Origin of the sequence: Niveispirillum fermenti (assembly GCF_048066175.1) — a bacterium.
GTDB lineage: Bacteria > Pseudomonadota > Alphaproteobacteria > Azospirillales > Azospirillaceae > Niveispirillum > Niveispirillum fermenti.
Window position 1 is genome coordinate 276,132 of record NZ_JBLTXA010000003.1, and the last position, 13,887, is coordinate 290,018.

The window sequence follows — 13,887 nt, forward strand, 5'->3', positions numbered from 1 at the left end:
GAGGGGCCGGGGATCAGCCGGCTTCGGCCTGACGCTCGGCACGCTTGCGGGCGTTGGGGTCCAGCAGCTTCTTGCGCAGCCGGATGGATTTCGGCGTCACTTCCACCAGTTCATCATCCTGGATATAGGCCAGGGCCTTTTCCAGGGACATGCGGATGGGCGGCGTCAGGACGACGGCTTCATCCTTGCTGGTGGTGCGGATGTTCGTCAGCTTCTTGCCCTTCTGAACATTGACCTCAAGGTCGTTCTCGCGGGTATGCTCGCCGACGATCATGCCTTCATAGACCTTCCAGCCGGGCTCGATCATCATCGGGCCGCGATCTTCCAGGTTCCACAGCGCATAGGCCACGGCCTCGCCATCGGAATTGGAGATCAGCACGCCGTTGCGGCGGCCGGGGATCGGGCCCTTGAAGGGGGCGTAATCATGGAACAGGCGGTTCATGACGCCCGTGCCGCGCGTATCGGTCAGGAATTCACCCTGATAGCCGATCAGGCCGCGGGACGGGACATGGAACACCAGACGGACCTTGCCGGCGCCCGACGGACGCATTTCCAGCATCTCGCCCTTGCGCTCGGCAACCTTCTGGACGACGACGCCGGAAAATTCCTCGTCCACGTCGACGACGACTTCCTCGATCGGCTCCTGGCGCTGGCCGTTGGCGTCGGTCTTCATGACCACGCGGGGACGGCTGATCGACAGCTCGAAGCCCTCGCGGCGCATGGTCTCGATCAGGATGCCGAGCTGGAGTTCACCGCGGCCGGCGACCTCATAGGCGTCGGCATTGTCCGTCTCGCGGATGCGCAGGGCGACGTTGCCTTCGGCCTCGCGCATCAGGCGGTCGCGGATCATGCGGCTGGTGACCTTGTCGCCTTCGCGGCCGGCCAGCGGGCTGTCATTGACCGAGAAGGTCATGGCCAGCGTCGGCGGATCGATCGGCTGCGCCGGCAGGGCGTTCTCGACGCTCATGTCGACGATGCTGTCGGCGACCGTGGTCTTCACCAGGCCGGCGATGGCGACGATGTCACCCGCCTGCGCCTCTTCCACGGGCACGCGCTCCAGCCCGCGGAAGGCCAGCACCTTCGACGCGCGGCCCTGCTCGATCAGCTTGCCGTCGCGCGACAGGGACTTGATCGCCATGTTGGTCTTGATGCGGCCCGACTGGATGCGGCCCGTCAGGATGCGGCCCAGATAGGGGTTGGCTTCCAGCGTCGTGGCCAGCATGGTGAAGGGCTCATCGACACTGTCGACCTTGGGCGGCGGCACATGGTTGACGACCAGTTCGAACAGCGGCGTCAGGTCCTTGCGCTCGTCATTCAGGTCGACCACGGCCCAGCCGTTGCGGCCCGACGCGAACAGCGTGGGGAAATCAAGCTGCTCGTCGGAGGCGTCCAGCGAGGCGAACAGATCGAAGATCTCGTTGTGGACCTCGTCGGGGCGGGCGTCCTGACGGTCGATCTTGTTGACGACGACCATGGGGCGCATGCCCAGCTTCAGGGCCTTGCCCAGCACGAACTTGGTCTGCGGCAGCGGGCCTTCGGCGCTGTCCACCAGCAGGCAGACACCGTCGACCATGTTCAAGATGCGCTCCACCTCGCCGCCGAAATCGGCGTGGCCGGGCGTGTCGACGATGTTGATGCGCACGTCGTTCCAGACGACGGACGTACACTTGGCCAGGATCGTGATGCCGCGCTCACGCTCCAGGTCGTTGCTGTCCATGGCGCGCTCGGCGACCTGCTGGTTTTCGCGGAAGGTGCCGGACTGCTTCAGCAGCATGTCCACCAGGGTGGTCTTGCCGTGGTCGACGTGGGCGATGATGGCGATATTGCGCAATTGCATGAGGGTACGGTCCTGCGTGCCTGGTGCTGGTCGCGCGCCGCCCAATGACTATGTCCGCCGGATCGGGGTTCGCGCATGAAAAACGCCCGGCCACCTTTGTCGTCCCGCCCGGGATCGGGCGGCGGAACAGGGGTGGCCGGGCTGATGTCGCGGCGCAATATAACGATGACGGCACCGTCCGGCTAGGGCCGGGAACGGGGGGCTGCCTTGCGTTTCAGACCTTCGGCCGGGGGCTGCCGGGGGGCCTACTCCGAAAGTGGACGAGCTTACCCCTGGAAAGCCCGCGCCCACCCGTGCCACCATGGCAAGGCAACCGGGGGAGGATATGGCAACGCCCATGGCACGGAAATGGATGCTGGTGCTGGCGACGGCGGCGCTGCCTGTGGCGACCGTCGCGCAGGCACAGCAGACCCCCTATAAGGTGGTGATCGAAGGGATCGACGACCAGCCGGCCCTGTCGGACCTCATGCGGAACGTCTCCAGCCTTGTGGAGCTGCAGGACGAGCCGCCCCCTTCCCCCATCGGGCTGGGACGCCGGGCCGACGCGGATCTGGACCGGTTCAAGGCGGCGCTGCGGTCCGAAGGCTTCTACGACGCGCTGGTCGTGGCAGAGATCGACACCGACGTTTCCCCTGCCACCGTCGTGATCAAGGTGGAGGAGGGCAGCCCCTATCGCGTGACGCGGGTCTCCCTGGTGTCGGCGGACGGTGCGTCCCTGCCGGAAGGGGCGCCGCTGGCCGACGGGCTGGGGTTGCCCGTCGGGGCCGTGGCGCGGGCGCCGGCGGTCATCGATGCTGAAAGCCGCATCCTGCCGCGCTTCGCCGAACGCGGCTATGCCTATGCCCGGCTGCTGGATCGCAAGCTGGTGGTCGATCATGCCACTCGTGGCATGGATGTGACCTATGTTGTCGATCCGGGACCGAAGGTCACCTTCGGTCCCATCACGATCAACGGGTTGGAGGAAGTGTCGGAGAGGGCGGCCCGCCGGCGCCTGCCCTGGCGCGTGGGCGACGATTACCATCCGGCCACGATGGAGGAGGGCCGGCAGGCCCTGGCCGACCTGGGGGTCTTCTCCTCCGTCCGGCTGCGGCTGGCGGACGAGCCGACGCCCGACCAGCAGGCGCCCGTGATGGTCGACCTGGCCGAACGGGCCATGAATTTCGTGGGATTCGGCGCCGATTACGGAACCGAGGATGGATTTGGTGCCAACGCCTATTGGGGTGATCGCAATTTCCTGGGCAATGCCGAACGGTTCCGTGTCGATGCGCGGTTGGCCGGTATCTCCCGCCGGGGGGAGACGAGTGCCAGCGATTTCGACTACCGCCTGGGCACCTCCTTCATGCAGCCAGACTTCCTGTCCAGAGGCCAGTCCCTTAACCTCTCGGCGGAAGCATTGTCGGAACGGCCCGATGCCTACCGGCGCAAGGCGCTTGTCCTGACGGCAGCCGTGGAACGACGGCTGTCAAAGGGGCTGACGGCCAGCCTGGGCGTGACGGCAGAACAATCCCGCGTGGCGGAAAACACGCAGAAGACCTCCAACACCCTCGTCGGTATTCCGCTGGCGCTGAACTGGGACCGGTCGAACGATCTTTTGAATCCGACCAAGGGATTCCGTCTGTCCGGCGCGGTCACGCCCTATCTGGCAGCACTGGGTGACAGCAACAGCTTCGCCATCGCGCGGGTGGGGGGCAGCACCTATTTCGATTTCAGCGACAATGGCGATTACGTCGCCGCGCTGCGCGGCGTCTATGGTGCCGTGATCGGCGGCGGCCTGCTGGATGTGCCGGCCGACAAGCGTTTCTATGCCGGCGGCGGCGGGTCCATCCGTGGCTATGGCTATCAGGAGGTGGGGCCGCGCGATGCGCTGGGCGACCCGCTGGGGGGCGTATCGCTGCTGGAGATGTCGGCCGAGATGCGCATCAAGGTGACGGAGAATATCGGGGTCGTGCCCTTCGTGGATGCCGGCAACGTCTACACGACCGAATATCCCAAGCTGGGTCAGGGGCTTCGTTATGCCGCGGGTGTGGGCGGACGCTACTACACGCCCATCGGCCCCATCCGTGTGGACGTGGCCGTGCCGCTGAACCGGCGGACAGGCGACAAGACCTTCCAGTTCTATATCTCCATCGGACAGGCATTCTAGGGGGTGGGGGGAATGGACGCCATCCGGGCTGATGCCCTTCCGGCCGCGGCGGATCATCCGCCGGCCCGCCTGTCGAAGCTGCCGGAAAAGTACGGGGAGGCCCCATGCGCGCTGTCCTGATCTGGATCGCCGCCGGCCTGGCGGGGCTTCTGGCACTGGTTTTGCTGCTGGTCATCGGCGCCGGTATCTGGCTGTCCACGCCATCGGGGCGTGACGTCATCCTGGCACAGGCACAGAAGGCCGTGCCGGGGCTGGTCGTGGAGGGGGCGGACGGCTCCATCTTCGACCTGCGCCTGGCCCGCGTGACGATGGCCGATGCCGACGGCATCTGGCTGATTGTCACCGATGCGAGGCTGGACTGGACCCCCTGGCCGCTGCTCGGCCGGTCGCTGGAGGTGGCGAAGGTCGGGGCTGCGACGGTGGATGTGGCCCGTCAGCCCCTGCCGTCGCCCGACCAGACGGAAGCCGGAACCACGCCGTTGCGTCTCCCCGTTTCCGTGACGGTGGACCGGCTGGCGGTGGGGCGGGTGACGCTGGGCGCTGCGCTGCTGGGCGGGGAGCCGGCGCTGCTGACCGTATCGGGCCATCTCAATCTGCCATCGGGCGAACTGGCCGGCGCCGGGGCGCTGGATATCGCGCGCATCGACGAGCATCCGGGCACGCTGGCCGTATCCGGCGCCTACCGGCCGGGCGGAAGGCTGACCCTGGCGGCGGAGGCGACGGAGGAAGGCAACGGACTGCTGGCGGAACTGCTGGATATTCCCGGCCGGCCGGCCGTCGTGCTGACGCTGCAGGGCGACGGCACCCTGTCGGACTGGACCGGCACGGCAACGGCCAAGGCCGGCGATCAGGCCGATGCCCGCGCGGAATTCCGTATCCGGCCCGTCGGCACCAAGTTGACCTTCGGCCTGGATCTTGCCGGCAACATGCAGGCCCTGCTGCCGCCATCCATCCGTGACCTGGTCGGGCCGGATCTGAAGGTGGGGGCCGGTGGCCTGATCGATCCGGGCAAGCTGATCGCGCTGGACGGCGTGGGGATCGAGGCCGCCATCGGCCGGGTGTCCGGCGGCGGCCAGTTCGATCTTGAAACAAGGGCGCTGAATGTCGGTGCCTGGGTGGAGGTGCCCGACGCCGCACCCCTGGACCCGATGGTGGCACCGGCCGCCTTCGCCGCGGCGCGCGGCAGCCTGACCCTGACGGGCACGCCGGAGGCGCCGCATCTGGCCACCGACATGGTGCTGGACCGTGTCGTCCTGCCCGACCTGACGGCCGCGACGCTGGGCATCAAGGGTGTCGTGAAGGCCGAGCCGGGGATGGAAAAGATCGACGTTGCGGCCGACATGGCGCTGCAGGGGCTGGCGGGGCCGCTGGCGACCCTGACAGGCCCGCGCGCCACCATGGTGACGCGCGCCGTCCTGACGCCGGCCCCGGGCCGTATCGATCTGTCGCAACTGGCCTTCAACGGCACTTCCATGACCGCGACGGCCAAGGGTGTACTGACCGGCTGGGGTCAGGATGGCGATCTGGCCATCAACATGGCGGCCCGCAATCTGGCGCCGCTGTCCAACATGGCCGGCCGGCCCCTGTCCGGCGCCATGACGGCAGAGGCCACGGTGCGCCGCCGCAACGGCGAGACGGCGGTCCTGCTGAAGGGCCAGGCCGACGGGCTGGGCGTGGGCCAGGACCAGGCCAACGCATTGCTGGCCGGGCGCACCGAACTGACGGCCGATATCACGGTAGGGGCGGAAACGGTGCTGCGCGCGCTGTCGGTGCGCACCCCGCTGATGAGCCTGACGGCCCAGGGCCGCTATGGGGCGGATGGCATCACGGCCGACGCCACGGCGGAGGTGCCGGACCTGTCGCCGCTGTCGCGCGGGCTGGGCATGGAAATGGTGGGTGCGGTCACGGCCCGCCTGCGCAGCCCCGTCGCGGACAGCCTGGAACTGGAGGTGCGCGGCGATGGTGTGGTGCTGGACGGGCTGAGACTGCCCGACACGCGCCTGGACGCGCGTCTGGCCAATGCGACCACGGCGCCCAACGGCCGTGCCACGCTGGAAACCAGGCTGAACGGTCAGCGCATCGCGGCGGAAACCAACCTGGCGCTGGCCGACGGCATCCTGGAGGTCGCTGACCTGGAGGCCGTGGTTGGCATCAACCGTTTCACGGGCGGGCTGCGGCTGGACACGGGCACGGGACTGGCCAGCGGCCGGTTCCAGGGCACGGTGCCCGACCTGGGCATCCTGGCCTTCATCGCGGGGGACGAGGTCTGGGGCAATGGCACCATCGACCTGTCCCTGTCGGCCGAACAGGGCAGGCAGTCGCTGGACCTGAAGGCGGATTTCAAGGAGATCTGGCGCCGCTGGCACGGGCAGCGCGTCGCCACCATCTCGCTGGCCGCCCGGCTTGACGGCGCCGGCCGCGACCATCCGCTGGATGCCGGCTTCACCATCACCGGTGTGGATGCCGGCACGTTGGACCTGGACCGGATCACGGGCAGCGCGCAGGGACCCCTGGCCGATCTGGCGCTGCGGTTCGATCTGGCGGGCAAGCGCGGCGCGGCGCCGCTGCGTCTGGCCATGGCTGCGCAGTTGGCGACGGGGGCCAAGGACGGCGTGACCCGCCTGGGACTGCGCGATCTGTCCGGCACCTACGCCGATACCGATTTCCACCTGGCCAATCCGGCCGACCTGGCCTTTGGCGAGGGGGTGGTCGGGGTCGACCGGCTGGTCGTGCTGGCCGGCGATGCGCGCATCGACCTGACGGCCGACCTGTCGGCTCGTGGTATCGACGGACGGCTGGCCCTGTCGCGGGTGCCGCTGAACTGGGTACGCCTGATCGACCCCACCCTGACACTTTACGGCCATATCGACGGATCGGCCGAACTTTCGGGCAATGTGCGCGATCCGCGGGGCACGCTGTCGCTGAAACTGACCGATTTCGCCGTGACGCCGCAGGCGCAACGCGGGCCTTCGCCCATCGGCGCGACGCTGGCCGCGACCTGGCGCGATGGCCGCGTCGCGCTGGAGGCGCATGTCGATTCCGCCGGGTCCGGCGTCGGCCTGACGGCGCGGGGCGATCTGCCCCTGGTCATGCAGGGATCGGTGACCAACATCGCCATTCCCACCGACCAGCCCGTCAGCGGCCGGTTGGAAGGCAACCTTGCCCTGCGGCGGCTGAATGATTTCCTGGCCAGCACGGGCGACCGGCTGGGCGGGCAGATGGTTCTGGACCTCACCCTGGGGGGCACGCTGGCGGAACGGCAATTGAGCGGGTCCGTCCGGCTGGAGAATGCCCGGTATGAGAACCAGCAATGGGGCACCCAGATCACGGATATCCAGGCCGTGCTGACAGGCGACACCCAGGGCCTCTCCATCGAGCGATTCGAAGGCCGGACCGCCGGCGGCGGCACCGTCACCGTGGCCGGGTCGCTGGGATTGCGTCCCGAACTGGGCGACCGGCAGATCGACCTGCATCTGAAGGCCAACCGGGCCAAGCTGACCAATGTCGACATGGTGGAGGCCATTGCCGGTGCGGACATCACCGTGACGGGCAGCCTGACCGACGTGACCATCGCGGGCCGGGTGGATGTGCAGCAGGCCTATGTCCGCATGCCGGACAAACTGCCCTCCTCTGTCGTGCAGTTGAAGGTGGTGGAGATCAACCATCCCCGCCGCGTGCCGCCCCCGGGTGCCGTCAGCAGCGCCGACGCCACGCCGGAAGGCACGCCGCCGCCCAAGCTGGTCATCCGCTTCAATGTGGATATCGAGGCGCCCAACCAGATCTATGTCAGCGGGCGGGGCCTGGATGCCGAACTGAAGGCGTCGCTGAAGCTGCGCGGCACGTCGGAGGCACCACTGGTCACCGGCGGCGTCTCGCTGGTCAAGGGCGAGATGGCGCTGCTGGGCCAGACCTTCACCCTGTCGCGTGTCAATATCGGTTTCATGGGCGACAATGCCTTCGACCCGTCGCTGGACGTGTCGGCCCGCACCCAGCGGGGCGAGTTGACGGCCATCGTGGAAGTGTCGGGGCGGCCGTCGAAGCCCGTGGTGAAACTCTCGTCCGAACCGCCCTATCCGGAGGATGAGGTGCTGGCCCGGCTGCTGTTCAACCGTGGTGCCGGTCAGCTTTCGGCGCTGGAGGCCGTGCAGTTGGCGCAAAGTGCCGCCCAGCTTGCCGGCCTGTTCGGCAGTGGTCCCGGATTCGTGGACAATGTGAAACGCTCCCTGGGCGTGGATCGCCTTGAATTCCGGGGCAGCGAGGACGGGCAGGGCGCCGGCACGGTCGCGGCCGGCCGCTATGTCGGCGACAACATCTATATCGGCGTCGAGCAGGAACTGGGCACCGGACAGAGCAAGGCCACGGTGGAATACGGCATCACCCAGAACATCAAGGCCCGTGGCGAAGTCGGGACCGAAAGCAAGGTGGGCATCCAGTTCGAATGGGATTATTGACCGGAGCCGGTCCCCCGACCGCCATTCGCCCCGTCCGATCTCTTCCACGGGTCCGGACGGACGGCACCCGAAAAGCGGGATGCGACGGCAGGGCATGCTTTGGAGTGTGAAAATCAGGGCATGAAAAAAGGGGCGGTCACCCGCCCCTTTTTATCACCTTGCTTTTACCATTGCGCGAAGCCGGACGGGAAGCCGGTCCTACAACATCGCCTTCAATGCCGTGCGCACCTTCTCCGACATGTCGGGCCGGTTCAGGGCATAGGCGACATTGGCCAGCACGAAGCCCAGCTTGTCGCCGCAATCGAAGCGCTCGCCCTCGAACTTGAACCCGTGGAAGGGCTGGTTGCCGATCAGCTTGGCCATGGCGTCGGTCAACTGGATCTCCCCGCCCGCGCCCTTCTCGAACACCGACAGGTGCTTGAACACCTCGGGCTGCAGGATGTAACGGCCCTGGATCGATAGGTTGCTGGGCGCCACGGCGGGGTCCGGCTTCTCCACCAGCCCCTTCACGGCGACCAGCTTTCCATCCTCCGACGCGATGTCGAGGATGCCGTATTTGTTCGTCTGTTCCCGCGGCACCTCGAACACGGACAACAGATTGCCGCCGACCTGTTCATAGGCGTCCATCATCTGCGCAAGGCAGGGTCTGGTTCCCAGCACCTGCTCATCAGGCAGCAGCACGGCAAAGGGCTCATTGCCCACAAATTCGCGCGCGCACCAGACGGCATGGCCCAGGCCCAGCGGCTCGGCCTGTCGGACATAGGAGAGATAGCCCGACTCGATCTGGATATCCTCGACGATCTTCAGCAGTTCGGCCTTGCCGCGACGGCGCAGCGTCTCGTTCAGCTCGTAATTGAGGTCGAAATGGTCTTCCAGCGGGCTCTTGCCGCGACTGGTGACGAAGCAGAACTGGTCGATGCCGGCGGCCTTGGCCTCATCCACGGCATGCTGGATCAGTGGCCGGTCGGCCAGGGGCAGCATTTCCTTCGGGATGGCCTTGGTCGCCGGCAGGAAGCGGGTGCCCAGACCTGCGACCGGGAATACGGCCTTGCGCACTTTTTGGGGCATCTTGGAGCCTGTATTGAATGCCATGATCGATCTGTCCCGCACCTTCAGGTCTTCAGACCGTGGGTGCCTTCTCCTGTTGTGCCATGCCGGACCCCCGCTTCGCAACAAAGCCGGGAGAACGGGCCCCGCTTGTCGGGGAAGGGAGGCAGGATGACTGGCCCCCTCCCTGTCAACACGGCGGCAATGAGATAGTTGTCACAGACAGCCGCATGATTTTGATTTATTAAGGGTGTGATGCTGACCACAAAGTGGCAGGATCGGAAGGATGGCCATCCGGGGCCTGCGTGGGCGGCGCGGGCGGGTGGCTGCACGTTTTATGATTGGGCTGGGATCGACGAATGAAAATCCTGATAGGCGACGACCATCTGTTGTTTCGCGAAGGGCTTTGCCGACTTTTGACCCAATTGGACAGCCAGGCCAGCTTTGTCGAGGCGGGCACGTTCGATGAGGTCCGGGAACTGGCCCGGGATGGGCAGGATTTTGATCTGGTCCTGCTGGACCTGCAGATGCCGGGCTTTCCGGGTTTCAATGGTGTCCAGGAAGTGTGCGAGGCGCAGGCCGGCACCCCCGTTGTCATCGTTTCGGCGTCCGAATCGCAGGCCGACGTGCGTGCCGCGCTGGATGCTGGCGCGTCGGGCTATATCCCCAAATCCTCTTCCGTGAAGATCATGCTGTCGGCGCTGAACCTGATCTTCTCCGGTGGCGTCTATGTGCCGCCGGCTGCCCTGCTGGGTGATGGGCCCGGTGTCGGGGGTGGTGCCGGCGGGCTCCCCGGTGTATCGCCGGGTCCTGGCGGTGGCGCCGGCGGCACCCCTGCCCTGACCCAGCGTCAGCGCGATGTGTTGCGCTGCCTGCGTGAAGGCAAGTCGAACAAGCAGATCGCCTATGAGCTGGGCCTTTCGGAAGGCACCGTGAAGATCCATGTCACGGCCGTCATGCGCAGCCTGGGCGTGCGCAACCGCACCCAGGCCGTGATCGCGTCCAGCGATATGCCCTCCTGAACCCTCCGCACGGGTCAAGCATGACGCATGCCGATGTGACGGCCCCGACGGCAACGCCGCTCGGGGCCACTGCCTATCTGGCGGCCGAGGATTATCTGGAACCGCTTTTGGTCGAACTGGGCGACGTGCGGTCCGTGCATGGGCGCCTGGTGCTGGCCGACGGGCCGCCGCGCCCGGCCGCCTGGGCGCAGAATGTCTGGTACGACCCGGTTCTGATTCCGATCCAGTCGATCAAGCAGGGGGCCAAGGCCCTGCGCGCCATCCAGCGCAATTGGGCGCTGTACGGTTTCCAGCATCACCGCCGCGCGCAACTGATCCAGGATAACCTGCCCCATGTTTCGGCCCGGCCGCTGGTCTTTCCGGCGCCGGCGCCGACGGCGCCGCTGGGGTCCTGGACATTGCTGAACGAAAATACGATTCTGGCGGCGGCGCATTGCGCCAGCCCGTTCCGCAATGGCGAGATCGAGTTTGTCGAGGACAAGGTCACGCCTCCCAACCGCGCCTATCTGAAGCTGTGGGAGGCGTTCACCCGGATCGGCCATACGCCGAAGCCGGGGGAACAATGCATCGATCTGGGCGCCTGCCCCGGGGGCTGGACCTGGGTCATGCAAAGCTGTGGCGCGCGTGTGATTGCCGTGGACAAGGCACCGCTCGACCCCGCCATCGCGGCCTTGCCCGGTGTCACGGAACGGCGGGAAAGCGCCTTCGGCCTCAAGCCCGCCGATATCGGACCCGTCGATTGGCTGGCCTGCGACGTGATCTGCTACCCCTCGCGGCTTTACCGCATGATCCAGGGCTGGCTGCTATCGGGACTGGCGCGCAATTATGTCTGCACCCTGAAATTCCAGGGGGAAACGGACCATGAGACGGCGCGCGCGTTCGCCGCCATTCCAGGTTCGCAACTGGTCCACCTGTGCCAGAACAAGCACGAGTTGACCTGGATACGGCTGGCTGCGGATGCGTGATACCCGCCTGCGATGGGGGACCTCGTCGCAGGCGGGTACATCCGGCGCTTACCGCATGCGGAAGCGGTTACGCAGGCCCAGGCTGATCAGGAACAGCAGGACCAGTCCCAAAACGGTTTGCAGGCCGCTCAGCAAGTATGCCCAATCCGGCAGGCCTTGCAGGGTTTCCGGATCGATCAGATCCTTGCGCAGACCGAGCGAGCCCAGCGTATTGGCTGTGCTGATCCCCAGTGACAGGAACAGGTCCCGAGGCTCCTTGACCCACCAGAGTGGGAGGGCCCCGACAATGATCACCCCCATGAGCCATATGAAAGGCCGCACGAAGCTCTGTCCATAATTGCAAAGAACGCGATAAAGAAGGAACGGCCATTTGCTGCGATCAGGCGCGATGACCCGGCGGCATTCAAGTTCCATGGCAAAGAATTTCAGTTCGTCTTCATGCTTCTTCAGCCGGTCCATTTCAAGCTTCAAACGCTCATAGGCAATGATGAACCGGCTTGCATCGCCCTGCGTCGGCGGGGCGGGGAATTTTGCCTCCCATATGGTGCCCTCGTGCAGTTTGGCGCCGGCAAAGTCCGGTGGATAGCGTTTGAAATTGCATCTTTCGAATGTAGTGCGCGCCTTCATCTCTGTATTGACGAAGGTAATGCTGCTGCCGAAGGTTGCGCTCTCAAAGTATACGCTTTTCTCGAACACGGCATTCTCGAAGCTGGTGGACTTATGGAATTTGGCTGACTCGAAATAAATCGTATTGGAAAAGACTGTACGGCAGAAACTGGACCTTTCATGGAATATCGAGTTATTGAATTTGGCCATTTTCATCAGCTTTGAGTCGTCAAAATTTACATCCCCGACAAACGCGACGCTGCTGAAATTGGCTTCATCCTTGAAGGTCGTATTATTGAAGTCGCATTTCCTGCGGAAAACATAGCCTTGGAAAGATACGGGTTTCTCGAATATACACCCGGAGAAATTGATATTTTCCGAAACGGAGGGGAGGGCGATGGATCGACCATCGGCTCTCGCCGCAAATTTCCGGCGAAGCGCGGATAATTCCTCATCTGTCAGGGGGACTTTTTCCGCGTCGGAAATGCCGGGTGCGGTTGGCCCGGTTGAGGATGCATAGTAGCGGTTCCAGGCGATGCGATTGGCGTTGATCCGGTCCTGGTCATCGGCGGCAGGGACGCCGTCGATGGTGGCCAGCAGGTAGAATGGATTGTCTTCGGGATTGGAACCAAAATTGGATGTTACTTCGGACATGGTCTTTCCCTGATTATAATTGTATTTATTTATAATAATACAACTTATGATCAGGGAAGGAAATCGTTCTGTTGGCACCTCCTGCCGGGGCCGCGCGCCTATCGTGTCATGGCCAGTTCCACGGCGGGCCGCATGGCGATGGCGGCGGTATAGCCCAGCTCGATCAATTCCTCGGCGCGTTCGAATTCCAGGATGCCGATATGGCCGATGCGCGGCGTGATCAGCACGTCCGGCGGCTCTCCGGCCAGGCGGGAGCGGGTTATCCGGTCCTGCATGATGTCGATCGAACTGGCCATCACCTCCAGCACGCCGGGGCTTGGCGGTCGGGGCAGGGGCTTCAGGTGGGTGGCGAACTGGCGGGCGTGCTCGCCCACCTGGTTCAGTCTGGCCGCCAGCTTGGCCAGGGGTTTGGCCACTTCGCGCAGTGGCTTTTCCGGGGGCGTTTCCCCGATCGGATGTTCAGGCAGGCTGACATTGACGGGGCCCAGTTGCGCCTTGGACAGGCGGGGCATCTGCGACAGGTCGCCGTTCAGGTTGATGGCGATCACGACCTCGGCCCCCAGCGCCCGGCACAAGGAAACGGGCACCGGGTTCACCAGCGCGCCATCGGCCAGCCACATGTTCTGGAACGGCACGGCGGGAAACATGCCGGGTATCGCCGCAGACGCGCGCACGACATCCAGCAGATGCCCTTCGCGCAGCCACACCTCCTTGCCCGTGGAAAGGTCCGTGGCCACCGCGGCGAAGGGGATGGGCAGCGACTCGATGGGTACGTCCGTGCGCTCGTTGCGGAAGCGGTCATAAGCCTTTTCGACGCTGACCAGCCCCCCGCGGGAGAAGGTGAGGTCCAGCAGCTTCAGCACATCCAGCATGCCGAACCCCTGGGCATATTCCTGCAGTTCGTCCAGCAGGTCGGTCAGATAGGCGGCGCCGACCAGCGCGCCCACGGATGTGCCGGTGATGACATCGGGCTTCAATCCGAACTCTGCCAGCGCCCGCATCACACCCACATGTGCCCAGCCGCGCGCGGCCCCACTGCCCAAAGCCAGCCCGATCTTCATGATATTCCAACCATCCCTGTGAAATGCCGCCTGCGACACCGGGAAACCTTGCGCGAGAGTGCCGCAAACGGCAATACATCCATGGGTTCTCGCCAAAAGGA

The 13,887-nt window shown here is 65.4% G+C and carries 8 protein-coding genes; 4 read left to right on the forward strand and 4 right to left on the reverse strand.

Features of this window, described 5'->3' with window-relative positions:
- Positions 1–13 precede the first annotated feature (13 nt).
- Complete coding sequence (gene typA / locus ACM9LZ_RS04840) at positions 14–1,837, reverse strand: translational GTPase TypA (protein WP_416618211.1); 1,824 nt, start codon at positions 1,835–1,837, stop codon at positions 14–16.
- A 337-nt stretch (positions 1,838–2,174) separates the two neighbouring features.
- On the opposite strand from typA, the gene ACM9LZ_RS04845 reads away from it, so the two are divergent.
- Together ACM9LZ_RS04845 and ACM9LZ_RS04850 are read left to right on the forward strand one after the other, a co-directional pair.
- Positions 2,175–3,980, forward strand: a complete 1,806-nt coding sequence (locus ACM9LZ_RS04845) for an autotransporter assembly complex protein TamA (RefSeq protein ID WP_416618212.1) — start codon at positions 2,175–2,177, stop codon at positions 3,978–3,980.
- Positions 3,981–4,084: 104 nt separating this feature from the next.
- Complete coding sequence (locus ACM9LZ_RS04850) at positions 4,085–8,431, forward strand: translocation/assembly module TamB domain-containing protein (RefSeq protein ID WP_416618213.1); 4,347 nt, start codon at positions 4,085–4,087, stop codon at positions 8,429–8,431.
- Positions 8,432–8,629: 198 nt separating this feature from the next.
- Here the strand turns inward: ACM9LZ_RS04850 and galU are convergent, their stop codons facing one another.
- Complete coding sequence (gene galU, locus ACM9LZ_RS04855) at positions 8,630–9,499, reverse strand: UTP--glucose-1-phosphate uridylyltransferase GalU (protein ID WP_416618274.1); 870 nt, start codon at positions 9,497–9,499, stop codon at positions 8,630–8,632.
- 338 nt (positions 9,500–9,837) lie between these two features.
- On the opposite strand from galU, the gene ACM9LZ_RS04860 reads away from it, so the two are divergent.
- Both ACM9LZ_RS04860 and ACM9LZ_RS04865 read left to right on the forward strand, forming a co-directional pair.
- A complete protein-coding gene (locus tag ACM9LZ_RS04860) occupies positions 9,838–10,500 on the forward strand; it encodes a LuxR C-terminal-related transcriptional regulator (protein ID WP_416618214.1) in 663 nt (220 codons plus the stop codon).
- A 20-nt stretch (positions 10,501–10,520) separates the two neighbouring features.
- Positions 10,521–11,465, forward strand: a complete 945-nt coding sequence (locus tag ACM9LZ_RS04865) for an SAM-dependent methyltransferase (protein ID WP_416618215.1) — start codon at positions 10,521–10,523, stop codon at positions 11,463–11,465.
- A gap of 48 nt (positions 11,466–11,513) precedes the next feature.
- Here ACM9LZ_RS04865 and ACM9LZ_RS04870 read toward each other — a convergent pair whose 3' ends face one another.
- Together ACM9LZ_RS04870 and ACM9LZ_RS04875 are read right to left on the reverse strand one after the other, a co-directional pair.
- Positions 11,514–12,725 (reverse strand): pentapeptide repeat-containing protein, encoded by a 1,212-nt coding sequence (locus tag ACM9LZ_RS04870; RefSeq protein WP_416618216.1) that lies wholly within the window; start codon positions 12,723–12,725, stop codon positions 11,514–11,516.
- Positions 12,726–12,823: 98 nt separating this feature from the next.
- Entirely contained in the window at positions 12,824–13,786 is a 963-nt protein-coding gene (locus ACM9LZ_RS04875; RefSeq protein WP_416618217.1) for a patatin-like phospholipase family protein, read from the reverse strand.
- Positions 13,787–13,887 lie beyond the last annotated feature (101 nt).